Source organism: Gorillibacterium timonense (genome assembly GCF_001457415.1).
Classification (GTDB): Bacteria; Bacillota; Bacilli; order Paenibacillales; family NBRC-103111; genus Gorillibacterium; species Gorillibacterium timonense.
In genome coordinates, this window is the sequence record NZ_LN881719.1 from 36,812 (window position 1) to 56,546 (window position 19,735).

At 53.0% G+C, this 19,735-nt stretch carries 34 protein-coding genes; all 34 read left to right on the forward strand.

What is annotated here, in order from left to right; genetic code table 11:
- Window positions 1-2: 2 nt before the first annotated feature.
- Complete coding sequence (fusA, locus tag BN2684_RS00270) at window positions 3-2,078, forward strand: elongation factor G (RefSeq protein WP_058300192.1); 2,076 nt, start codon at window positions 3-5, stop codon at window positions 2,076-2,078.
- A gap of 37 nt (window positions 2,079-2,115) precedes the next feature.
- Window positions 2,116-3,306: an elongation factor Tu gene (gene tuf, locus BN2684_RS00275; RefSeq protein ID WP_058300193.1), complete on the forward strand. Its 1,191-nt coding sequence runs from the start codon at window positions 2,116-2,118 to the stop codon at window positions 3,304-3,306.
- Window positions 3,307-3,557: 251 nt separating this feature from the next.
- Window positions 3,558-3,866 (forward strand): 30S ribosomal protein S10, encoded by a 309-nt coding sequence (gene rpsJ, locus BN2684_RS00280; RefSeq protein ID WP_027092000.1) that lies wholly within the window; start codon window positions 3,558-3,560, stop codon window positions 3,864-3,866.
- Window positions 3,867-3,912: 46 nt separating this feature from the next.
- Window positions 3,913-4,536 (forward strand): 50S ribosomal protein L3, encoded by a 624-nt coding sequence (rplC, locus tag BN2684_RS00285; protein ID WP_058300194.1) that lies wholly within the window; start codon window positions 3,913-3,915, stop codon window positions 4,534-4,536.
- A gap of 21 nt (window positions 4,537-4,557) precedes the next feature.
- Window positions 4,558-5,181, forward strand: a complete 624-nt coding sequence (gene rplD, locus BN2684_RS00290; protein WP_058300195.1) for a 50S ribosomal protein L4 — start codon at window positions 4,558-4,560, stop codon at window positions 5,179-5,181.
- Window positions 5,181-5,471 carry a 50S ribosomal protein L23 gene (gene rplW / locus BN2684_RS00295; RefSeq protein ID WP_058300196.1) on the forward strand — a complete coding sequence of 97 codons (291 nt, stop codon included), beginning with the start codon at window positions 5,181-5,183 and terminating at the stop codon, window positions 5,469-5,471. The genes rplD and rplW overlap by 1 nt, the downstream gene beginning before the upstream one ends.
- Before the next feature lie 33 nt (window positions 5,472-5,504).
- Window positions 5,505-6,335, forward strand: a complete 831-nt coding sequence (gene rplB, locus BN2684_RS00300) for a 50S ribosomal protein L2 (protein ID WP_058300197.1) — start codon at window positions 5,505-5,507, stop codon at window positions 6,333-6,335.
- 39 nt (window positions 6,336-6,374) lie between these two features.
- Window positions 6,375-6,659 carry a 30S ribosomal protein S19 gene (rpsS, locus tag BN2684_RS00305; protein ID WP_058300198.1) on the forward strand — a complete coding sequence of 95 codons (285 nt, stop codon included), beginning with the start codon at window positions 6,375-6,377 and terminating at the stop codon, window positions 6,657-6,659.
- A 79-nt stretch (window positions 6,660-6,738) separates the two neighbouring features.
- Window positions 6,739-7,071, forward strand: a complete 333-nt coding sequence (gene rplV / locus BN2684_RS00310) for a 50S ribosomal protein L22 (RefSeq protein WP_058300199.1) — start codon at window positions 6,739-6,741, stop codon at window positions 7,069-7,071.
- Between the two features lie 13 nt (window positions 7,072-7,084).
- Window positions 7,085-7,747 carry a 30S ribosomal protein S3 gene (gene rpsC / locus BN2684_RS00315; protein ID WP_058300200.1) on the forward strand — a complete coding sequence of 221 codons (663 nt, stop codon included), beginning with the start codon at window positions 7,085-7,087 and terminating at the stop codon, window positions 7,745-7,747.
- 2 nt (window positions 7,748-7,749) lie between these two features.
- Window positions 7,750-8,178, forward strand: coding sequence for a 50S ribosomal protein L16 (gene rplP, locus BN2684_RS00320; RefSeq protein ID WP_058300201.1), 429 nt, complete (start codon window positions 7,750-7,752; stop codon window positions 8,176-8,178).
- On the forward strand, window positions 8,175-8,372 hold the full coding sequence (rpmC, locus tag BN2684_RS00325) for a 50S ribosomal protein L29 (protein ID WP_058300202.1): 198 nt from the start codon (window positions 8,175-8,177) through the stop codon (window positions 8,370-8,372). The genes rplP and rpmC overlap by 4 nt, the downstream gene beginning before the upstream one ends.
- 31 nt (window positions 8,373-8,403) lie before the next feature.
- Window positions 8,404-8,667 (forward strand): 30S ribosomal protein S17, encoded by a 264-nt coding sequence (gene rpsQ / locus BN2684_RS00330; protein WP_058300203.1) that lies wholly within the window; start codon window positions 8,404-8,406, stop codon window positions 8,665-8,667.
- 31 nt (window positions 8,668-8,698) lie between these two features.
- The gene (gene rplN, locus BN2684_RS00335) at window positions 8,699-9,067 is read left to right on the forward strand and encodes a 50S ribosomal protein L14 (RefSeq protein ID WP_058300204.1); all 369 of its coding nucleotides are present in this window, start codon (window positions 8,699-8,701) and stop codon (window positions 9,065-9,067) included.
- Between the two features lie 41 nt (window positions 9,068-9,108).
- Window positions 9,109-9,462, forward strand: a complete 354-nt coding sequence (rplX, locus tag BN2684_RS00340; protein WP_058300205.1) for a 50S ribosomal protein L24 — start codon at window positions 9,109-9,111, stop codon at window positions 9,460-9,462.
- A gap of 29 nt (window positions 9,463-9,491) precedes the next feature.
- Window positions 9,492-10,034 (forward strand): 50S ribosomal protein L5, encoded by a 543-nt coding sequence (rplE, locus tag BN2684_RS00345; RefSeq protein WP_058300206.1) that lies wholly within the window; start codon window positions 9,492-9,494, stop codon window positions 10,032-10,034.
- A 25-nt stretch (window positions 10,035-10,059) separates the two neighbouring features.
- On the forward strand, window positions 10,060-10,245 hold the full coding sequence (locus tag BN2684_RS23720; protein ID WP_082651657.1) for a type Z 30S ribosomal protein S14: 186 nt from the start codon (window positions 10,060-10,062) through the stop codon (window positions 10,243-10,245).
- A gap of 31 nt (window positions 10,246-10,276) precedes the next feature.
- Window positions 10,277-10,675 carry a 30S ribosomal protein S8 gene (rpsH, locus tag BN2684_RS00350; protein WP_058300207.1) on the forward strand — a complete coding sequence of 133 codons (399 nt, stop codon included), beginning with the start codon at window positions 10,277-10,279 and terminating at the stop codon, window positions 10,673-10,675.
- A 31-nt stretch (window positions 10,676-10,706) separates the two neighbouring features.
- Entirely contained in the window at window positions 10,707-11,249 is a 543-nt protein-coding gene (rplF, locus tag BN2684_RS00355; RefSeq protein WP_058300208.1) for a 50S ribosomal protein L6, read from the forward strand.
- Window positions 11,250-11,325: 76 nt separating this feature from the next.
- On the forward strand, window positions 11,326-11,691 hold the full coding sequence (gene rplR / locus BN2684_RS00360; RefSeq protein WP_058300209.1) for a 50S ribosomal protein L18: 366 nt from the start codon (window positions 11,326-11,328) through the stop codon (window positions 11,689-11,691).
- Between the two features lie 29 nt (window positions 11,692-11,720).
- A complete protein-coding gene (gene rpsE, locus BN2684_RS00365) occupies window positions 11,721-12,218 on the forward strand; it encodes a 30S ribosomal protein S5 (RefSeq protein WP_058300210.1) in 498 nt (165 codons plus the stop codon).
- Between the two features lie 12 nt (window positions 12,219-12,230).
- The gene (gene rpmD, locus BN2684_RS00370; protein WP_058300211.1) at window positions 12,231-12,419 is read left to right on the forward strand and encodes a 50S ribosomal protein L30; all 189 of its coding nucleotides are present in this window, start codon (window positions 12,231-12,233) and stop codon (window positions 12,417-12,419) included.
- 61 nt (window positions 12,420-12,480) lie between these two features.
- Window positions 12,481-12,921, forward strand: a complete 441-nt coding sequence (gene rplO, locus BN2684_RS00375; RefSeq protein ID WP_058300212.1) for a 50S ribosomal protein L15 — start codon at window positions 12,481-12,483, stop codon at window positions 12,919-12,921.
- Window positions 12,921-14,237 (forward strand): preprotein translocase subunit SecY, encoded by a 1,317-nt coding sequence (gene secY / locus BN2684_RS00380; protein ID WP_058300213.1) that lies wholly within the window; start codon window positions 12,921-12,923, stop codon window positions 14,235-14,237. The genes rplO and secY overlap by 1 nt, the downstream gene beginning before the upstream one ends.
- 46 nt (window positions 14,238-14,283) lie before the next feature.
- Window positions 14,284-14,937, forward strand: coding sequence for an adenylate kinase (locus tag BN2684_RS00385; RefSeq protein WP_058300214.1), 654 nt, complete (start codon window positions 14,284-14,286; stop codon window positions 14,935-14,937).
- Window positions 14,934-15,683, forward strand: coding sequence for a type I methionyl aminopeptidase (gene map / locus BN2684_RS00390; protein WP_058300215.1), 750 nt, complete (start codon window positions 14,934-14,936; stop codon window positions 15,681-15,683). The genes BN2684_RS00385 and map overlap by 4 nt, the downstream gene beginning before the upstream one ends.
- Before the next feature lie 6 nt (window positions 15,684-15,689).
- Window positions 15,690-15,995, forward strand: a complete 306-nt coding sequence (locus tag BN2684_RS00395; protein WP_058300216.1) for a KOW domain-containing RNA-binding protein — start codon at window positions 15,690-15,692, stop codon at window positions 15,993-15,995.
- Window positions 15,996-15,997: 2 nt separating this feature from the next.
- Window positions 15,998-16,216 (forward strand): translation initiation factor IF-1, encoded by a 219-nt coding sequence (infA, locus tag BN2684_RS00400; RefSeq protein ID WP_023558720.1) that lies wholly within the window; start codon window positions 15,998-16,000, stop codon window positions 16,214-16,216.
- A 151-nt stretch (window positions 16,217-16,367) separates the two neighbouring features.
- Complete coding sequence (gene rpmJ, locus BN2684_RS00405) at window positions 16,368-16,481, forward strand: 50S ribosomal protein L36 (RefSeq protein WP_023388342.1); 114 nt, start codon at window positions 16,368-16,370, stop codon at window positions 16,479-16,481.
- Window positions 16,482-16,500: 19 nt separating this feature from the next.
- On the forward strand, window positions 16,501-16,869 hold the full coding sequence (gene rpsM, locus BN2684_RS00410; RefSeq protein ID WP_058300217.1) for a 30S ribosomal protein S13: 369 nt from the start codon (window positions 16,501-16,503) through the stop codon (window positions 16,867-16,869).
- A gap of 18 nt (window positions 16,870-16,887) precedes the next feature.
- The gene (rpsK, locus tag BN2684_RS00415) at window positions 16,888-17,286 is read left to right on the forward strand and encodes a 30S ribosomal protein S11 (protein WP_058300218.1); all 399 of its coding nucleotides are present in this window, start codon (window positions 16,888-16,890) and stop codon (window positions 17,284-17,286) included.
- 126 nt (window positions 17,287-17,412) lie between these two features.
- Window positions 17,413-18,357, forward strand: coding sequence for a DNA-directed RNA polymerase subunit alpha (locus BN2684_RS00420; RefSeq protein ID WP_058300219.1), 945 nt, complete (start codon window positions 17,413-17,415; stop codon window positions 18,355-18,357).
- Between the two features lie 27 nt (window positions 18,358-18,384).
- Entirely contained in the window at window positions 18,385-18,747 is a 363-nt protein-coding gene (gene rplQ / locus BN2684_RS00425; RefSeq protein ID WP_058300220.1) for a 50S ribosomal protein L17, read from the forward strand.
- Window positions 18,748-18,917: 170 nt separating this feature from the next.
- Entirely contained in the window at window positions 18,918-19,703 is a 786-nt protein-coding gene (gene truA, locus BN2684_RS00430) for a tRNA pseudouridine(38-40) synthase TruA (RefSeq protein WP_058300221.1), read from the forward strand.
- The last annotated feature ends 32 nt before the right edge of the window (window positions 19,704-19,735 follow it).

Below are 19,735 nucleotides of genomic sequence, written 5' to 3' on the forward strand. Positions count from 1 at the left end.
CCATGGCAAGAGAGTTCTCCTTGAAAGATACGCGTAACATCGGGATCATGGCTCACATTGATGCCGGGAAAACCACCACTACGGAACGGATCTTGTTCTACACCGGCCGTACCCACAAGATCGGGGAAGTGCACGAAGGTGCTGCCACGATGGACTGGATGGAGCAGGAACAAGAGCGCGGTATTACGATTACGTCTGCCGCGACCACTGCTCAGTGGAAAGGACACCGCATCAATATCATCGATACCCCGGGACACGTTGACTTCACCGTTGAAGTTGAACGCTCCCTGCGCGTTCTGGATGGAGCAGTGGGTGTGTTCAGCGCCAAAGAAGGCGTTGAACCGCAATCCGAAACGGTATGGCGTCAAGCTGACCGTTATGGAGTACCCCGCATCGCTTACGTCAACAAGATGGACATCATCGGAGCTGACTTCCTCGGAGCCGTGCAGCAAATGCGCGAAAAGCTCGGAGCGAACGCTGTTCCGATTCAACTCCCGATTGGAGCCGAGAACGACTTTGTCGGTATCGTCGATCTGATCGAAATGAAAGCCCTTGTCTACAAAGACGACCTCGGAAAACAAGCTGACGAAGTGGAAATTCCGGCCGAACTGAAAGACAAGGCTGCTGAGCTGCGTCTTGAACTCGTCGAGAAAGTCGCCGAGCTGGACGAAGAACTCACGATGAAGTACTTGGAAGGCGAAGAAATCTCCATTCCGGAGATCAAAGCCGCTCTCCGTAAGGGTGTCTGCGAAGTGAAGATCTTCCCGGTTATCGCGGGATCTTCCTATCGCAACAAAGGCGTACAGCCGATGCTGGATGCTGTTGTCGACTTCCTGCCTGCTCCGATCGACGTTCCGGATATCAAGGGACATCTGGAAGACGGCAACGAAGTTACGCGTCGTTCGGCCGATAACGAGCCTTTTTCCGCTCTTGCCTTCAAAATCGCAACGGATCCCTACGTTGGCCGCTTGACCTTCTTCCGCGTGTATTCGGGTGTTTTGAGCTCCGGCTCTTATGTCCTGAACGCCACGAAGAACAAGCGCGAACGCGTGGGTCGTATTCTTCAGATGCATGCCAACAGCCGTCAAGAAATCCAGGAAGTGTATTCCGGTGATATCGCGGCTGCTGTCGGTCTGAAAGATACGACTACGGGAGATACCCTGTGCGACGAGAAGCACCCGGTAATTCTTGAATCCATGAACTTCCCGGATCCGGTTATCTCCATCGCAGTTGAACCGAAGACCAAAGCTGACCAGGACAAGATGGGTATCGCCCTCTCCAAACTGGCGGAAGAAGATCCGACGTTCCGTTACTACACCGATGAAGAAACTAACCAGACGATCATTCAAGGGATGGGCGAGCTCCATCTGGAAATTATCGTTGACCGGATGCTTCGTGAATTCAAAGTCGAAACCAACGTGGGTAAACCGCAAGTTGCCTACCGCGAAACGTTCCGCTCCGCCGCCAAGGTGGAAGGCAAGTTCGTTCGCCAATCCGGCGGTCGCGGTCAATACGGTCACGTATGGATCGAATTCGCACCGCGCGAAGCTGGCGAAGGCTTCTTGTTTGAGAATAAAATCGTCGGTGGCGTAGTTCCGCGCGAATACATTGCTCCGGTTCAAGCCGGTATCGAAGAATCGATGAAGAACGGTGTTCTCGCCGGCTTCCCGCTCGTCGATATCAAAGCAACGATCTTCGACGGATCTTACCATGACGTCGACTCCAATGAAATGGCGTTTAAAATCGCCGGCTCGATGGCCCTCAAGGCTGCCAAGGACAAATGTAACCCCGTCCTGCTCGAGCCGATCATGAAGGTCGAAGTGACGGTCCCGGAAGAGTACATGGGCGACGTAATGGGCGACTTGAACTCCCGTCGCGGACGCATCGAAGGGATGGACGCTCGTCACGGAGCGCAAATCATCCGTGCGAAGGTGCCGCTGTCCGAAATGTTCGGATACTCCACCACCCTGCGTTCTCGGACGCAAGGTCGCGGTGTTTACTCGATGGAGATCTCCCACTACGAAGAAGTGCCGAAGTCCATTTCCGAAGAAATCGTGGCTAAGCACAAAGGTGCATAACCATTATAATCAGTTAAATTAAGGAGGAATCGTTTCAATGGCTAAAGCTAAATACGAACGCAATAAGCCGCATATGAACATCGGTACCATCGGTCACGTCGACCATGGTAAAACGACTCTGACGGCAGCGATCACCACTGTTCTTTCCAAGAAATACGGCGGCGCAGCCGTAGCTTTCGATCAAATCGACAAAGCTCCGGAAGAACGCGAACGCGGTATCACGATCTCCACGGCTCACGTTGAGTATGAAACGGCTGCTCGCCACTACGCTCACGTTGACTGCCCAGGACACGCCGACTATGTTAAGAACATGATCACCGGTGCTGCTCAAATGGACGGAGCTATCCTGGTAGTATCCGCTGCTGACGGCCCGATGCCGCAAACGCGCGAACACATCCTTCTGTCCCGTCAAGTAGGTGTTTCCTACATCGTCGTATTCATGAACAAATGCGACATGGTAGAAGACGCAGAACTGCTTGAACTGGTTGAAATGGAAATTCGCGATCTGCTTAGCGAATACGACTTCCCGGGCGACGACACGCCGATCATCCAAGGTTCTGCTCGTGAAGCTCTGCAAAACCCGGACGGTCCTTGGGCTGAGAAGATCGTTGAACTGTTCAACAAGATCGAAGAATACATTCCGCTTCCGGAACGTCAAACCGACAAGCCTTTCCTTATGCCGGTCGAAGACGTGTTCACGATCACCGGTCGTGGTACGGTTGCTACGGGCCGTGTAGAACGCGGAACGGTTAAAGTCGGCGACGAAGTTGAAATCGTCGGTATCGCTGAAGAAACCCGCAAGACCGTCGTTACCGGCGTTGAAATGTTCCGCAAACTGCTTGACTCCGCTCAAGCTGGCGACAACATCGGCGCACTGCTTCGCGGCGTTGACCGTAAGGACATCGAACGCGGCCAAGTTTTGGCTAAGACGGGTTCCGTTAAGCCGCACACGAACTTCACCGCTTCCGTATACGTCCTGACCAAAGAAGAAGGCGGCCGTCACAAACCGTTCTTCACGGGCTACCGTCCGCAGTTCTTCTTCCGGACGACCGACGTAACGGGCGTTATTCACCTTCCGGAAGGAACCGAAATGGTTATGCCTGGCGATAACATCACCGTTACCGTCGAGCTGATCGCACCGGTTGCTATCGAAGAAGGAACGAAGTTCACGATCCGCGAAGGCGGCCGTACGGTTGGCGCCGGTTCCGTAGTATCGATTACGAAGTAAGTTTTCACTAATCGAATAAGAGAGCTCCTGTCGTTAGACGGGAGCTCTTTTTAAATCGGGAATAAAAAGCTTTAAATTATTCTTGCTTTTCATCTAGGCGTTGTTATATAATAGTGAGCGTTGGTCTGTGACGTTGCGATGATGCGGGAGGTTGCCGATACACCCGGCCCCTTTGCCATTGGCAGGGGTATTGGAGAATTTCCGCGGAGTATGTCCGATTACAAAATTGGGCGATAGAAGGAGGGACTCATATGGCAAAGCAAAAGATTCGTATCCGCTTGAAGGCATACGATCACAGGATTCTTGATCAGTCCGCAGAAAAAATCGTTGAAACGGCAAAACGTACCGGTGCAGGTGTATCGGGACCGATTCCGCTTCCGACCGAAAAACAGGTCATCACGATTCTTCGTGCGGTTCACAAGTACAAGGATTCTCGGGAACAATTCGAAATGCGCACTCATAAGCGCTTGATCGACATTGTCAACCCGACCCCGCAAACGGTCGACGCACTGATGCGTTTGGACCTGCCGTCCGGAGTGGACATTGAGATCAAGCTGTAAATAGTAGAAACAAATTATCCACATGTGAATGAAACGAGGTGTCAACATGACAAAAGGTATCTTAGGTAAAAAACTGGGCATGACTCAAGTTTTTGCTGCCGATGGTACGGTTATTCCGGTAACCGTCATCCTGGCCGGTCCCTGCGTAGTCCTCCAAAAGAAAGACGTGGAGAACGATGGCTACGAAGCGATCCAGCTCGGCTTTGACGATAAGAAGAAAAATGCCATCAAACCTGAGCTGGGCCATGCGAAAAAAGCAGGCGCAGCCCCTAAGCGCTACATTAAAGAATTCCGCGGGGTAACATTGTCTGATTATGAAGTTGGCCAGGAACTTAAGGCTGACGTGTTCTCCGAAGGCGAATTCGTTGATGTCACAGGCACTTCTAAGGGTAAAGGGTTCCAAGGTAACATCAAGCGTTGGGGACAACATACTGGACCGATGGCTCACGGCTCCCGTTATCACCGTGGACCGGGTTCGATGGGTTCCATCCAAGCGAACCGTGTACCGAAGGGCAAACACCTTCCGGGTCACATGGGCGTAGAAACCGTAACCCTGCAGAACCTGCAAGTGGTGAAGGTGGATACGGAGCGCAACGTTCTGCTCGTGAAGGGTTCCATTCCAGGCCCTAAAAATAGCTACGTTTCTGTCAAATCGACAGTCAAAAAGTAAGAAACGGAAAGGAGGATCACCATGCCTAAAGTAGCAGTTTACAACGTCAGCGGATCGGAAGTAGGAGAAATCGAACTGTCCGAATCCGTGTTCGGAATTGAACCGAATGTACACGTGCTTCACTCGGCTGTCGTTATGCAGCAGGCTTCCCTGCGTGCCGGTACGCACAGCACCAAGGGTCGTTCGGAAGTACGCGGCGGCGGTCGCAAGCCGTGGAAACAAAAAGGAACCGGTCGTGCCCGTCAAGGCTCTATCCGCGCTCCTCAATGGAAAGGCGGCGGGATCGTATTCGGTCCGACTCCGCGCAGCTATTCTTACAAGCTGCCGAAGAAAGTTCGTCGTCTGGCAATCAAATCCGCACTGTCTTCCAAAGTGATCGACAATAACATTGTTGTCCTTGATCAACTGAGCTTCGCTGCTCCCAAGACGAAAGAGATCGTCAGCCTCTTGAAGAACCTGAAGGCAGACCGCCGTGCGCTGGTCGTCACCGGTGATTTCAATGAGAATGTCGCTCTGTCCGCTCGCAACATTCCGGGCGTGAAGTTCGTCAGCGCAACCGGCATCAACGTCCTCGACGTCATGCTGCATGACAAGCTGATCATCACCAAGGAAGCGGTCGAGAAAGTACAGGAGGTGCTGGCGTAATGAAAGATCCTCGCGATATTATCAAACGCCCGGTCATTACGGAACGTACCAGCGACCTGATGGCCATGAAGAAGTACGTCTTCGAAGTGGACATTCGCGCCAACAAGACCGAGATCAAACAAGCCGTTGAAGCGATCTTTAAAGTGAAGGTCGTGAGCGTCAATACGCTCCGTATGCCGGCTAAACCGAAACGCTACGGCCGTTATTCCGGCTTCCGTTCGGAATGGAAAAAAGCCATCGTGGCTCTTTCTCCGGAAAGCAAAGAACTTGAGTTCTTTGAAACCGTGTAAGACCACTATCTTTCGAGTAAGGAGGGAATCCAAGTGCCCGTAAAAAAATATAAACCGACTTCGCCGGCTCGTCGTTCGATGTCCGTCTCGACTTTCGAAGAGATCACCACGAACGTACCGGAGAAATCTTTGCTTGCGCCTTTGAACAAGAAGGCCGGCCGCAACAACCAAGGCAAAATTACGGTTCGCCATCAAGGCGGCGGTGCGAAGCGCAAATACCGGATTATCGATTTCAAGCGGAACAAAGATGGAATACCTGGTCGCGTTGCTACGATCGAGTATGATCCGAACCGTTCGGCTAACATCGCTTTGATTCATTATGCTGATGGGGAAAAACGCTATATCATCGCTCCGAAAGGCCTGAAGGTCGACGACGTGATTACGTCTGGCGCAGACTCCGACATCAAAGTGGGCAACGCTCTGCCGCTCGAGAACATCCCGGTAGGTACGGTTATCCACAACATTGAATTGAAGCCCGGCAAGGGCGGCCAAATGGTTCGCGCAGCCGGCACCGAAGCTCAACTTCTTGGTAAAGAAGAAGAGTATGTAACCATCCGTCTTTCCTCTGGCGAAGTTCGCCGCGTACTGAAAGTTTGCCGCGCTACGATCGGTTCCGTTGGTAACGGCGACCACGAGCTCGTCAAAATCGGTAAAGCGGGTCGCGCTCGTCACATGGGCAAACGTCCGGAAGTCCGCGGTGTTGTTATGAACCCGGTGGATCACCCGCACGGCGGTGGCGAAGGCCGCGCTCCGATCGGCCGCAAATCGCCTTTGTCTCCTTGGGGCAAACCGACTCTCGGCTACAAAACCCGCAAGAAGAACAAAGCTTCCAACAAGTACATTGTACGCCGTCGCACGAAATAAGATTGCACGAGATAAGGCTTATGGAAGGGAGGATCTTCAATGGGACGCAGCTTGAAAAAAGGACCTTTTGTGGACAGCTATCTGCTTAAGAAAGTCGAACAGGCCGGTGACACCACGGCTCGTAAAGTGGTAATCAAGACTTGGTCGCGCCGTTCCACGATTTTTCCGCAGTTCATCGGACATACGTTCGCGGTGTACGACGGAAGAAAGCATGTTCCGGTTTATGTAACGGAAGACATGGTGGGACACAAGCTCGGCGAGTTTGCCCCGACGCGCACGTACAAAGGGCACACCGACGACGACAAGAAAACCGGCAAGCGCTAAAACCGGTCTTATCCAGACCGGTTTTGCAGAGCGGAAGCCGTACACATTGACTTCAACGGTATGAGAGGAGGTTTATCCCATGCAAGCAACTGCTAATGCGAAATTCATCCGCATCGCTCCCCGCAAAGCCCAACTGGTCGTTGACCTGATTCGCGGCAAGGAAGTCGGCGAAGCGATTGCCATTCTGCGCAACACCCCGCGTGCCGCATCCCCGATTCTCGAGAAGCTTCTGAACTCGGCGATCGCCAATGCAGAGCACAACTACTCGCTTGATCCGAACAAATTGGTTGTCTCGCAAGTCTATGTCAACCAAGGCCCGACGATGAAACGATTCCGGGAGCGCGCCATGGGTCGCGCAAGCCGCATCAATAAACGCACGAGCCACATCACTTTGGTGGTATCCGAAAAATAAGGAGGGAAAACGTGTGGGTCAAAAAGTAAACCCAATCGGTCTTCGTATCGGCATCATCCGTGATTGGGAATCCAAGTGGTACGCTGGTAAAGACTACGGCACCCTGCTGATGGAAGACGTTAAGATTCGTGAATACCTGAAGGGTAAGCTGAAGGATTCTTCGGTTTCCCATATCGATATCGAACGCGCAGCTAACCGCGTCAACGTCACCATCCACACGGCTAAGCCGGGTATGGTTATCGGCAAAGGCGGAGTGGAAGTTGAGAACATCCGCACGCATCTGTCGAAGCTGACGAACAAGAAAGTTCACATCAACATCACGGAAATCAAAAACCCCGAGCTCGACGCGATCCTCGTTGCGGAAAGCATTGCTCAACAATTGGAACGCCGTGTATCTTTCCGTCGCGCCATGAAGCAATCGATCCAAAGAACGATTCGATCGGGAGCCAAAGGAATTAAGACCTCGGTAAGCGGCCGTCTGGGCGGAGCCGAAATCGCCCGTACAGAAGGCTACAGCGAAGGAACTGTACCGCTGCACACGCTGCGTGCGGACATCGATTACGGAACCGCTGAAGCTCACACCACTTACGGTCGGATCGGCGTAAAAGTCTGGATCTACCGCGGCGAGGTTCTTCCTACGGCGAAGAAGAAGGCTGTTCGGGAAGGAGGAAACTAATCATGTTAGTACCAAAGCGCGTTAAGCACCGCAAGGAGCACCGCGGTACGATGAAAGGGAACGCCAAAGGCGGAACCGAAGTATCCTTCGGTGAATATGGCCTGAAAGCCCTCGAACCGGCTTGGGTCACCAACCGTCAAATCGAAGCTGCCCGTATTGCCATGACCCGTTACATCAAACGTGGCGGTAAAGTATGGATCAAGATTTTCCCTTCGAAGCCGATCACCCAAAAGCCCCTTGAAGTTCGTATGGGTAGTGGTAAAGGTAACGTGGAAAAATGGGTTGCTGTTGTAAAACCCGGCAAGATCCTGTTTGAACTGGCAGGCGTTAGCGAAGAGATTGCCCGCGAAGCGATGCGTCTCGCCGCTCACAAGCTGCCCATCAAGACGAAGTTTGTAAAACGCGAAGAACTGGGTGGTGAAGCAGAATGAAGGCTAGCGATCTCCGCAACCTGACCTCGGCCGAAATTGAGCAAAAAGTGGCCGGGTTCAAGGAAGAGTTGTTCAACCTCCGTTTCCAGCTGGCCACCGGCCAATTGGATAACCCGACTCAAATCCGCAACGTGCGCAAGGAAATCGCACGGGCCAAAACCATTTTGCGCGAAAGGGAACTCGGCATCGGTTAATCCGATCCAAGTCCAGAGAGGAGGATGAAACATGGCAGAACGCAAGGAACGTAAAGTTCAAGTCGGCAAAGTCGTCAGCGACAAGATGGATAAAACCGTTGTAGTTGCCGTTGAAACCTACAAAAAGCACAGCTTGTATCACAAGCGGATCAAATACACGAAGAAGTTCAAGGCTCATGATGAACTGAACGAAGCCAAGATTGGCGATACGGTGAAGATCATGGAAACCCGCCCGCTGTCCAAGGACAAGAGCTGGAGACTGGTTGAAATCGTAGAGAAAGCAGTCATCATCTAACGCCTACTGAAGCCGAAAGGAGGGTATCCCCATGATTCAACCTTTATCCCGTTTGAATGTCGCCGACAACTCGGGCGCTAAGCAACTGATGTGCATTCGCGTGCTGGGCGGAACCGGACGTCGCGTGGGACATATCGGTGATACGATTATCTGCTCCGTCAAAGAAGCAACACCAGGCGGCGTTGTCAAGAAGGGCGATGTAGTGAAGGCCGTTATCGTGCGCACCAAGTTCGGTGCTCGCCGTAAGGACGGATCCTATATTTCCTTCGACGAAAACGCAGCGGTTGTCATCAAAGACGACAAGAGCCCCCGCGGAACCCGGATCTTCGGGCCGGTTGCCCGTGAGCTCCGCGACCGCGACTTCATGAAAATCGTCTCCCTGGCTCCGGAAGTTATCTAAGACAGGGACCTTTTATCCGCCATTAGGAGGTGTAACCGAAGATGCCGAAAGCAAAAAAGAAGCTGGAATCTCACAGCAACAAGCTTCACGTCAAAAAAGACGACACGGTATTTGTCATTACCGGTAAAGATAAAGGCAAGAAGGGCCGCGTGCTCGCTGCTTTTCCCCGCGAAAACCGCGTGCTGGTTGAAGGGGTCAACCTGGTGAAGAAGCATTCTAAGCCTTCCCAGAAAAACCCGCAGGGCGGAATCCTCCACCAGGAAGCTCCGATCCACGTCTCCAATGTCATGCTGGCTGATCCGAAGAGCGGCAAACCGACTCGCGTTGGCTACAAAGTGCTCGACAATGGAGAAAAAGTCCGCGTAGCTAAACGCTCCGGAGAAGTAATCGACTAAGATAAAGCAAGAAAGGAGGAACATGTAACATGGCTGCAAGAATGAAAGATCGTTACTTAAACGAAATCACTCCTGCTCTGATGCAGAAGTTCGATTATAAAACGGTTATGCAGGTACCGAAGCTGGAAAAAGTGGTCATCAACATGGGCGTAGGCGACGCAGTTGCCAACTCCAAGGTGCTTGATTCCGCAGTTCAGGATCTGCAAATCATCGCAGGTCAAAAACCGGTTATCACCCGCGCTAAGAAATCCATCGCCGGCTTCAAGCTTCGCGAAGGAATGCCCATCGGCGTGAAGGTTACGCTGCGCGGCGAGCGCATGTATCACTTCCTGGACAAATTGTTCAACGTTGCTCTTCCCCGCGTTCGCGACTTCCGCGGCGTTTCCTCGAAAGCCTTTGACGGCCGTGGAAACTACACGCTCGGGCTGAAAGAACAACTGATTTTCCCGGAAATCGAATATGACAAAGTTGACAAGATCCGCGGGATGGACGTTGTTATCGTCACAACCGCAAAAACGGACGAAGAGTCCCGTGAACTGCTGACCCAACTCGGCATGCCGTTCGTAAAGTAATTCCTACTATGGAGGTGGAAATCTAGTGGCAAAAACTTCGATGAAGATCAAGCAACAACGCGCTCCGAAGTTCAAGGTCCAGGCGTACACCCGTTGCGAACGCTGCGGGCGTCCCCATTCCGTCCTGCGCAAATTCAAGATTTGCCGGATTTGTTTCCGTGAATTAGCATACAAAGGCCAGATCCCTGGCGTAAGAAAAGCCAGCTGGTAATCACCCCGCTTACGGGAAGGAGGTTCGCTACATGGTAATGTCTGATCCTATTGCCGATATGCTTACGCGCATCCGCAATGCCAATATCGTCCGTCACGAAACCGTGGAAATCCCCGCTTCCAAGATCAAACGCGAAATCGCCGAGATTTTGAAACGGGAAGGCTTCATCCGTGACGCGGAATATGTTCAGGACAACAAGCACGGCATCATCCGCCTGTTCCTGAAATATGGTTCGAACAACGAACGTGTCATCACCGGTCTGAAGAGAATCAGCAAACCGGGACTGCGCGTCTATGCGAAAAGTCAAGAGATTCCCCGGGTACTGGGTGGTCTCGGTATCGCGATCATCTCGACGTCCAAAGGCGTCATGACGGATAAAGAAGCTCGTCAATCCAAAGCTGGCGGAGAGGTTCTCTGCTACGTTTGGTAATCGGCTAACGTGAACGAATGGAGGTGTGAACATGTCCCGTATTGGTCGTAAACCCATTGCAGTCCCCAGCGGAGTTGCCGTTACTCTCGACAACACCCTGATCACGGTAAAAGGCCCGAAAGGTACCTTGTCCCGCGAACTGCATAAAGATATGAAAGTCAGCGTCGAAGAGAACGTCATCACCGTTGAGCGTCCTTCCGACAACAAGCTGCACCGTTCCCTGCACGGAACGACCCGGAGCGTGGTTGCAAATATGGTGAACGGAGTTACCGAAGGATTCAGCAAATCCCTCGAGCTCGTCGGCGTCGGCTACCGTGCCAACAAGAACGGCAACAAGCTGGTCTTGAACGTCGGTTACTCCCACCCGGTTGAAATCAACCCGGAAGAAGGCATTGAGTTCGAAGTGCCTGCACAAAACAAAATTATCGTCCGCGGCATCGACAAGGAACTCGTCGGCGCTACGGCTGCCAAGGTCCGCTCCGTACGCGAGCCCGAGCCGTATAAAGGCAAAGGCATCAAATACGAAGGTGAACGGATCATCCGCAAGGAAGGCAAAGCCGGTAAGAAGAAATAAGCCGATACTCGCGGCTTAGTGGCCTGACAAGACCAGGCCGCAACTGAAGATAAGCTGAAAGGAGTGAGTGTTCCCCATGATCACCAAAGGCGATAAGAACGAAGCTCGTTTGAAACGGCACTTGCGCGTGCGCAAGAAAATCCAGGGAACGGTAGAACGTCCCCGCTTGAGCATTTACCGATCCTCCAAGCACATGTATGCTCAGATCATCGACGACGTCAACGGCAAGACCTTGGCAGCTGCGTCGACTCAAGATAAAGAACTGAAAGAAATCGCAAACGGCGGTAACGTCGAAGCGGCTCAGCAAGTTGGCGCCCTGATCGCAAAGCGTGCCAAAGAAAACGGAATCGAGAAAGTCGTGTTTGACCGCGGAGGGTACTTGTACCACGGTCGGATCCAAGCACTGGCCGATGCGGCTCGCGAAGCCGGACTCGAATTCTGATCCATTTTGCCAATAAGGAGGTTAAGGACTTGCGCGTAGATCCGAACACACTTGAATTGAAAGACAAAACCGTACACATTAACCGTGTTGCGAAAGTAGTCAAAGGCGGACGCCGCTTCAGCTTCAGCGCACTCGTAGTTGTCGGCGACGGCAACGGCTGGGTTGGCGCCGGGATCGGCAAAGCTTCCGAAGTAGGCGATGCGATCAAGAAGGGTATCGAAGATGCCAAGAAAAACTTGATCCATGTTCCGATCGTCGGAACGACGATTCCTCACCTGGTTACCGGACGTTTTGGAGCAGGCCGCGTTCTTCTGAAGCCGGCTTCCGAAGGTACCGGAGTTATTGCGGGCGGCCCTGTTCGCGCCGTACTCGAACTCGCTGGTGTAGGCGACATTTTGACGAAATCCCTCGGTTCTTCCAACTCGACAAACATGGTTAATGCGACGTTGGAAGGCTTGCAACGCTTGAAGCGGGCAGAAGAAGTTGCCAAGCTTCGCGGCAAAACCGTTGAAGAGTTGATGGGTTAAGGAGGGGTAATCATGGCTAAGCAATTGCAAATCACCCTCGTGCGCAGCTTGATCGGACGTCCGGAGAAGCAGCGTGTAACCGTTAAGACGCTGGGACTTACGAAAATGCACCAAACGGTGCTGCAACAGGACAACCCGGCCATTCGCGGAATGGTAAATCAAGTGAAGCACCTGGTTGACGTTGTTGAAGTAGAAGCGTAACTCGAATCAAAAGCCTGTGTCAGGCTGCAATAGAAAAGACATACAAGGAGGTGCTTGAGCGATGAAAATCCATGAACTTTCCCCGGCTCCGGGTTCTACCCACGTTAGCAAACGCATCGGCCGTGGTATCGGTAGCGGTACCGGCAAAACTTCGGGTAAGGGTCACAAAGGCCAAAAAGCTCGTTCCGGCGGTGGTGTTCGCCCCGGTTTCGAAGGTGGTCAAAACCCGTTGTACCGTCGTCTTCCGAAACGCGGCTTCAAGAACTTCAACCGAGTTGAATTCGCCGTAATCAACCTGGTTGACTTGAACGCATTCGAAGCGGATACCGTTGTAACTCCGGAACTGCTGCTGGAGACCGGTCTGGTCAAGAACCCCAAAGATGGCATCAAGGTATTGGGCAATGGAGAGTTGACCGTGAAGCTGACGGTCAAAGCGAATAAGTTCTCTGCTTCCGCAGTTGAAAAAATCCAAGCTGCCGGCGGTCAATCCGAGGTGATCTAATGTTCAAAACATTGTCCAACATTCTGAAGGTAGAAGATCTCCGCAAGAAGATCATTTTTACACTTCTCTGTTTGATTGTTTACCGGATCGGGAACTTCATTCCTACCCCCAACATCAACTCGGAAGCACTGAAGGCCCTCGATGAGCAGGGCAGCAGTGTCTTCGGGTTGATGAACACCTTTTCAGGCGGAGCCTTGTTCCGCTTCTCCATCTTTGCGATGGGGATCATGCCTTACATCACTTCGTCGATCATCGTTCAACTTCTTTCGATGGATGTCATTCCGAAGTTTGCGGAATGGGCCAAGGAAGGGGAGAGCGGTCGGAAGAAGCTGGCTCAGATTACCCGGTACGGCACGATTGTCCTCGGTCTGGTTCAAGGCTTTGGTACGGCGGTCGGCTTCAACAACCTGGTTCGGACCGGGGCTGGCACCATCGTCATCGATCCGAAGTTCTCTACGTATGCATTGATTGCGCTCGTCCTCACGGCAGGTACGGCGTTCCTCATGTGGCTCGGTGAACAAATCACCGAGAAAGGAATCGGTAACGGGATCTCGATCCTGATCTTTGCCGGTATCGTAGCGAACATCCCGACAGGACTTCGTCAACTGGTTCAGCAGATGTTCATCGATGCAGGCGACAAGCTGTTCTTGAACATCATCAAATTCATCGTGCTGGTCGTCGTCGTGATCGCGATCGTAGCTGGAGTTATCTTCGTACAGCAAGGCGTACGCAAAATTCCGGTTCAATACGCAAAACGCGTCGTCGGTCGCAAGATGTACGGTGGTCAATCTACGCACATTCCGATGAAGGTGAATGCATCGGGCGTTATCCCGGTCATCTTCGCGGTATCGCTGCTTATGTTCCCGGCGACCATCGCCCAGTTCTGGAGCGATAAAGCTTGGGCCAAATGGATTCAGCACAACATCACGATTCAAGAACCGGCCGGAATCGGCATCACGCTGTACGTCCTGCTGATCGTCGGCTTTACGTTCTTCTACACGTTTGTTCAGATGAACCCGCAGCAAATGGCGGAAAACATGAAGAAGAACGGCGGCTACATTCCGGGTATCCGTCCTGGCAAAACCACTCAGGTTTACCTGACGCGGGTTATGACGAGACTGACTCTTGCCGGAGCGATTTTCCTGGCTTTGATCTCGGTTCTCCCTCTGATCTTTACGGATCTGGTCGGTTTGCCGGCAAGCCTGAAGATCGGTGGCACATCGCTCCTCATCTTGATCGGGGTTGCTCTTGAGACGATGAAGACGATTGAAAGCCAACTGATCAAACGCCACTACAAAGGCTTCATTAACAAATAAAGCATGGCCCGGAACTTGCCAAACACCCATGGGGAGGTGGCATAACGTGAACATCGTATTTATGGGCCCCCCGGGAGCGGGTAAAGGAACGCAGGCGGAGCGGATTGTGGCGAGTTATCACATCCCGCACATCTCAACCGGAGACGCGTTTCGGGCGGCCAAAGAGCAGGGAACGCCGCTCGGCCTGGAAGCCAAGAAGTTCATGGACCAAGGGCTGCTCGTTCCCGATGAAATCACGAATGGGATCGTACGGGAAAGGCTGCAGGAGAAAGACTGTGAAACCGGATTTCTCCTGGATGGCTTTCCGCGCACGATATCCCAAGCCGAGGCGCTGGACGACATGCTCACCGGCATGGGCAAGGAGATTGATCACGTCATCGACCTTCATGTCGATCGGAGTCTGCTTCTAGCCCGGTTGACCGGACGGAGAGTGTGCCGCTCTTGCGGCGCGACTTATCATGTTCTGTTCAACCCTCCTTCGCAGGAGGGTGTCTGCGACAAATGCGGCGGCGAGCTTTACCAACGCGCTGATGATACGGAAGAGAAGGTTGGCACACGGCTTGATGAGTACATCAACAAGACCGCTCCCCTTCTGGACTACTATCAGGCCAAGGGCAAGCTGCGGCAATTGAACGGAGAACAGGACATCGATGCGGTCACGGAGGAGATTCATTCCATCCTGCGGGGGCAGGCTGAATGATTATCTACAAGTCCGAGGCAGAGCTTGTATGGATGCGCCAAGCAGGCCGCATCGTCGCCGAGACTCATCGTCTCATGGCGGAGGCGGTTAAACCGGGCATCACGACTCGGGAGCTTGACCGGATCGCAGAGGATTACATCCGAAGTCAGGGAGCAGTACCTTCATTCAAGGGCTATAACGGTTTTCCTGCCAGCATCTGCGCTTCCGTCAACAATGAATTGGTACACGGCTTCCCCGGCGACCGAACGCTCCAAGAGGGCGACATCATCAGCATCGATATCGGTGCGCAGTACAAGGGTTATCACGGTGACTCCGCCTGGACTTATCCGGTGGGAACCATCTCTCCCGAAACCCAGAGGCTTCTGGATGTAACGGAGGGATCCTTGTTTGCCGGACTCGCGGAAGCGAAGCCGGATGCGCGGCTGTTCAGCATCTCCCATGCGATTCAAACCTACGCGGAGAGCGCCGGTTTCTCCATTGTCCGCGAATACGTCGGACACGGAGTCGGTACGAAGCTCCACGAGGAACCGCAGATTCCCAATTTCGGCCCCGCTGATCGGGGACCGCGGTTGAGACCGGGGATGGTGCTGGCGATCGAGCCGATGGTGAACGCAGGCGAGCGCTACGTTAAGACGCTCGCCGACAATTGGACGGTGGTAACGGTAGATGGATCTCTTTGTGCTCATTTCGAGCACACCATCGCCATCACGGCGGATGGCTATGAGATTCTGACGAAAGTCGGGTGACCAGCGATGAGAACGGCTCAAATCGGCCAGCTTGTGAGAATCTTGCGAGGCCGTGGCCTGGAGCAATATGCGGTCATCATCGGAATTGAAGATGCCCGGTTCGTTTGGATCGCGGATGGCGACAAACGCAAGTTTGACCAGCCGAAGAAAAAAAACATCCAGCACTTGGAGCTCCTTGAAGAAGTGAGCCGCGAGGTAGCGGATAGTTTGAACGAAACGGGACGTGTAACCAACGGAAAGCTGAGGTTCGCTGTTCTTTCCTACCGGAAGAATGCGGATCTTACGCTTGAAGCGCATGAGAGAGGAGAATGAAAGTGGCCAAAGATGATGTTATTGAAGTAGAAGGTACGGTTATCGAGCCTTTGCCGAACGCCATGTTTCGCGTAGAGCTTGAGAACGGGCACAAGATCCTGGCCCATGTCTCCGGTAAAATCCGGATGCACTTTATCCGAATCCTGCCGGGTGACAAAGTGACCGTGGAATTGTCGCCTTACGACCTGACGCGCGGCCGGATCACCTATCGATACAAATAAGCAGCAAGATCCCCTTCCGCAAGGAAGAACAGATAGCCGCTCTACGGCGGCGATTACACGGCTTTCCCTCATCGGGAAGCTTGCCGTCACACACGAATAAGCTTTCCCGCAGGAGAAGCTGCGCCGAAAAGCTTGAAGAGGAGGCATAACCATGAAAGTCAGACCTTCGGTCAAGCCGATTTGCGAAAAATGCAAAGTCATCAAGCGCAAAGGCAATGTCATGGTCATCTGTGAAAACCCGAAACACAAACAAAAACAAGGATAACAAGGAGGTGTAGCCTAGAATGGCTCGTATTGCTGGAGTAGACTTACCCCGTGACAAACGTGTGGAAATTGCCCTGACGTACATTTTCGGAATCGGCAAAACCACGTCGCAAAAGATTCTTGCCATAACTGAAGTTAACCCGGATACCCGCGTACGCGATCTGACGGAAGATGAAGTTAGCCGTCTGCGTGATGCGATCGACAAGAATATCAAGGTGGAAGGCGATCTGCGCCGTGAGATCTCGCTGAACATCAAGCGTCTGGTCGAAATCGGATGCTATCGCGGAGTGCGCCACCGCCGCGGCCTGCCCGTTCGTGGGCAACGCACGAAGACCAACGCCCGTACGCGTAAAGGTCCTCGTCGTACCGTAGCGAATAAGAAGAAATAAAAAGGGGGGAAACCACTAATGGCTAAACCGAAAGCAAAAATTGCTCGTACGAAACGTCGCGACCGGAAGAACATTGAATCCGGCGTAGCACACATTCGCTCTACGTTCAACAACACCATCGTTACCATCACCGACCCGCACGGAAATGCAATTTCCTGGGCCAGCTCCGGCAACATGGGCTTCAAGGGCTCCCGGAAGAGCACGCCGTTCGCCGCTCAAATGGCAGCGGAGTCTGCAGCCAAGGCCGCAATGGAACATGGTATGAAATCTGTTGAAGTGATGGTCAAGGGACCCGGATCGGGCCGCGAAGCAGCTATCCGCTCTTTGCAAGCCGCCGGCCTCGAAGTGAACCTGATTAAGGACGTCACTCCGATTCCCCATAATGGCTGCCGCCCGCCGAAACGTCGTCGCGTGTAACCCAAGGATCGCTCGGTAGTATAAATATCCGTTCTCTGGTTAAAGCTGGAGAAGGAAGCCATACTACCAGGTTATTATCCGTTAGTAATCCCGAGGAAACGACGTTTCGAAGGAGGGTTCAGTTTCATGATAGAAATCGAAAAGCCGAAAATAGAGACCGTAACCGTAAACGAGGAAGGCAACTACGGCAAGTTCGTGGTAGAACCGCTTGAGCGGGGCTACGGAACCACGCTGGGAAACTCCCTGCGCCGTATTCTGCTCTCCTCGCTTCCGGGTGCTGCTGTTTCGTCCGTGCAGATCGACGGAGTTCTTCACGAATTCTCGACGATCCCGGGCGTAATGGAAGACGTTACGGAAATTATCCTTAACCTCAAAGGCTTGTCGCTTAAGATTCACTCTGACGAAGAGAAGATTCTTGAGATCGACGCCGAAGGGGAAGGCCGGGTTTCCGCAGGAGACATCCGCGCCGACAGCGACGTAGAAATCCTGAATCCGGACCTTCATATCGCAACGCTTTCCCCGGACGCTCGTGTCCACATGAGAATTCATGCGAACAGGGGCCGCGGTTACGTGCAGGCGGACAAGAACAAGCGGGATGACCAGCCGATTGGCGTAATCCCGATCGATTCGATTTACACGCCCATTACGCGCGTCAACTACACCGTGGAGAACACCCGAGTCGGTCAAGTGACCAACTATGACAAGCTCACGCTGGAAGTTTGGACCGACGGGAGCATTCGTCCGGAAGAAGCGGTAAGTCTCGGCGCCAAAATCCTCACCGAGCATCTCTATCTGTTCGTCGGCTTGACCGATGAAGCGAAGGATGCCGAGATCATGGTCGAGAAGGAAGAGGACAAGAAGGAAAAAGTTCTCGAGATGACCATCGAAGAGCTCGATCTTTCTGTGCGCTCTTACAATTGTCTGAAGCGGGCCGGCATCAACACGGTGCAGGAACTGATCACCAAGACCGAAGAAGACATGATGAAGGTGCGCAACCTTGGACGCAAGTCCTTGGAGGAAGTTCAAGAGAAGCTCGACGAGCTCGGACTCAGCCTTCGCAGCGAAGAATAATCACTACGTACAGGAGGAGGGAACCTCATGGCATATCAAAAATTAGGTCGTGACGCAAGCGCGCGGAAAGCATTGTTCCGTGATCTTGTAACCGATCTGTTCATTTACGAACGCATTCAGACGACGGAAGCGAAAGCGAAAGAAGTGCGCTCCATCGCCGAGAAGCTGATCACTCTGGCAAAGCGTGGAGATCTGCATGCTCGCCGTCAAGTCGCAGCCTACGTTCGCCGCGAATCCGCAGGCGATCAAGATGCGATTCAAAAGCTGTTCACGGAACTGGCTACCCGCTATTCCGAGCGGCAGGGCGGATACACTCGGATCCTGAAGCTGGGGCCTCGCCGCGGCGATGCAGCTCCTATGGTTTATCTGGAACTGGTAGATCGCGCTTAGTCGTACAACGGGAAAGGGTGGACAGAATCTTAGGATTCTGCTGAAGCCCTTTTTTTGTTCCTCCATCAGAATGATCCGGCATAAGTCCGGAAATTCTGATCCCGCATCGATAAACGTACGGCGTCTTAGGGCGCCGTCCACGTTTATCCATGTCCCGAGGAGAGATGATCATGCGCAATATCGCCATGGTGGTGAGCTATGACGGCACCGGATACAGCGGCTTTCAGACTCAGCCTGACGGGAATACCATTCAGGATAAGCTGGAAGCAGCAATACGGCATTTGACCGGAGAGCAGTTGAAGATTATCGGCTCCGGCCGAACGGATGCAGGTGTTCATGCACGCGGGCAAGTCTTCAATTTCACCACCGGTTCACAGATTCCGGTCGAGCGGTGGTGCCTCGCACTCAATTCTCGACTTCCCCATGACATTGTGGTCCGTGCCGCTCAGGAGGTGCCGGCCGATTTTCATGCACGAAGGTCTGCCAAGCGTAAAACCTACCGGTACAGCATTCAGCGATCAAAGTTCCCCGATGTATTCCATCGGAACACCCGGTTCCATCATCCCATGCCGCTCGCGGTCAGACCTATGCGTGAAGCCTTAGCGGCTTTCACGGGGGAGCATAATTTCACATCCTTCTGCTCCACGAGAACACCGGCTGAATCACACGTACGCACCATATTCTCCACCAGACTGATCGACGAGCCTTACGCCGATCCAGAGGATGGTGACGCAGGTGTGATCCACCTGGAAGTGACCGGAAGCGGGTTTTTGTACAACATGGTCCGGATTATTGCAGGTACGGTGATCGAGGTTGGTGAGGGCAAGCGAAGCCCATCGGAAATCCCTCTCATTTTGGCAGGGGAGAACCGAGGGCTGGCAGGACCTACGGCTGTTCCGCATGGACTTACTCTTTGGAATGTCGAATACAATTCTTTTCAAACAAGGCTTGATTAATGCTCGGACGTATAGTATGATTATTATTGGTG

Bases quoted from the DNA above. Each gene is read 5' to 3' on its own strand.
- fusA (WP_058300192.1), top strand. From the start codon at position 3: ATGGCAAGAGAGTTCTCCTTGAAAGATACGCGTAACATCGGGATCATG.
- tuf (WP_058300193.1), top strand. From the start codon at position 2,116: ATGGCTAAAGCTAAATACGAACGCAATAAGCCGCATATGAACATCGGT.
- rpsJ (WP_027092000.1), top strand. From the start codon at position 3,558: ATGGCAAAGCAAAAGATTCGTATCCGCTTGAAGGCATACGATCACAGG.
- rplC (WP_058300194.1), top strand. From the start codon at position 3,913: ATGACAAAAGGTATCTTAGGTAAAAAACTGGGCATGACTCAAGTTTTT.
- rplD (WP_058300195.1), top strand. From the start codon at position 4,558: ATGCCTAAAGTAGCAGTTTACAACGTCAGCGGATCGGAAGTAGGAGAA.
- rplW (WP_058300196.1), top strand. From the start codon at position 5,181: ATGAAAGATCCTCGCGATATTATCAAACGCCCGGTCATTACGGAACGT.
- rpsS (WP_058300198.1), top strand. From the start codon at position 6,375: ATGGGACGCAGCTTGAAAAAAGGACCTTTTGTGGACAGCTATCTGCTT.
- rplV (WP_058300199.1), top strand. From the start codon at position 6,739: ATGCAAGCAACTGCTAATGCGAAATTCATCCGCATCGCTCCCCGCAAA.
- rplP (WP_058300201.1), top strand. From the start codon at position 7,750: ATGTTAGTACCAAAGCGCGTTAAGCACCGCAAGGAGCACCGCGGTACG.
- rpmC (WP_058300202.1), top strand. From the start codon at position 8,175: ATGAAGGCTAGCGATCTCCGCAACCTGACCTCGGCCGAAATTGAGCAA.
- rpsQ (WP_058300203.1), top strand. From the start codon at position 8,404: ATGGCAGAACGCAAGGAACGTAAAGTTCAAGTCGGCAAAGTCGTCAGC.
- rplN (WP_058300204.1), top strand. From the start codon at position 8,699: ATGATTCAACCTTTATCCCGTTTGAATGTCGCCGACAACTCGGGCGCT.
- rplX (WP_058300205.1), top strand. From the start codon at position 9,109: ATGCCGAAAGCAAAAAAGAAGCTGGAATCTCACAGCAACAAGCTTCAC.
- rplE (WP_058300206.1), top strand. From the start codon at position 9,492: ATGGCTGCAAGAATGAAAGATCGTTACTTAAACGAAATCACTCCTGCT.
- rpsH (WP_058300207.1), top strand. From the start codon at position 10,277: ATGGTAATGTCTGATCCTATTGCCGATATGCTTACGCGCATCCGCAAT.
- rplF (WP_058300208.1), top strand. From the start codon at position 10,707: ATGTCCCGTATTGGTCGTAAACCCATTGCAGTCCCCAGCGGAGTTGCC.
- rplR (WP_058300209.1), top strand. From the start codon at position 11,326: ATGATCACCAAAGGCGATAAGAACGAAGCTCGTTTGAAACGGCACTTG.
- rpmD (WP_058300211.1), top strand. From the start codon at position 12,231: ATGGCTAAGCAATTGCAAATCACCCTCGTGCGCAGCTTGATCGGACGT.
- rplO (WP_058300212.1), top strand. From the start codon at position 12,481: ATGAAAATCCATGAACTTTCCCCGGCTCCGGGTTCTACCCACGTTAGC.
- secY (WP_058300213.1), top strand. From the start codon at position 12,921: ATGTTCAAAACATTGTCCAACATTCTGAAGGTAGAAGATCTCCGCAAG.
- map (WP_058300215.1), top strand. From the start codon at position 14,934: ATGATTATCTACAAGTCCGAGGCAGAGCTTGTATGGATGCGCCAAGCA.
- BN2684_RS00395 (WP_058300216.1), top strand. From the start codon at position 15,690: ATGAGAACGGCTCAAATCGGCCAGCTTGTGAGAATCTTGCGAGGCCGT.
- rpmJ (WP_023388342.1), top strand. From the start codon at position 16,368: ATGAAAGTCAGACCTTCGGTCAAGCCGATTTGCGAAAAATGCAAAGTC.
- rpsM (WP_058300217.1), top strand. From the start codon at position 16,501: ATGGCTCGTATTGCTGGAGTAGACTTACCCCGTGACAAACGTGTGGAA.
- rpsK (WP_058300218.1), top strand. From the start codon at position 16,888: ATGGCTAAACCGAAAGCAAAAATTGCTCGTACGAAACGTCGCGACCGG.
- BN2684_RS00420 (WP_058300219.1), top strand. From the start codon at position 17,413: ATGATAGAAATCGAAAAGCCGAAAATAGAGACCGTAACCGTAAACGAG.
- rplQ (WP_058300220.1), top strand. From the start codon at position 18,385: ATGGCATATCAAAAATTAGGTCGTGACGCAAGCGCGCGGAAAGCATTG.
- truA (WP_058300221.1), top strand. From the start codon at position 18,918: ATGCGCAATATCGCCATGGTGGTGAGCTATGACGGCACCGGATACAGC.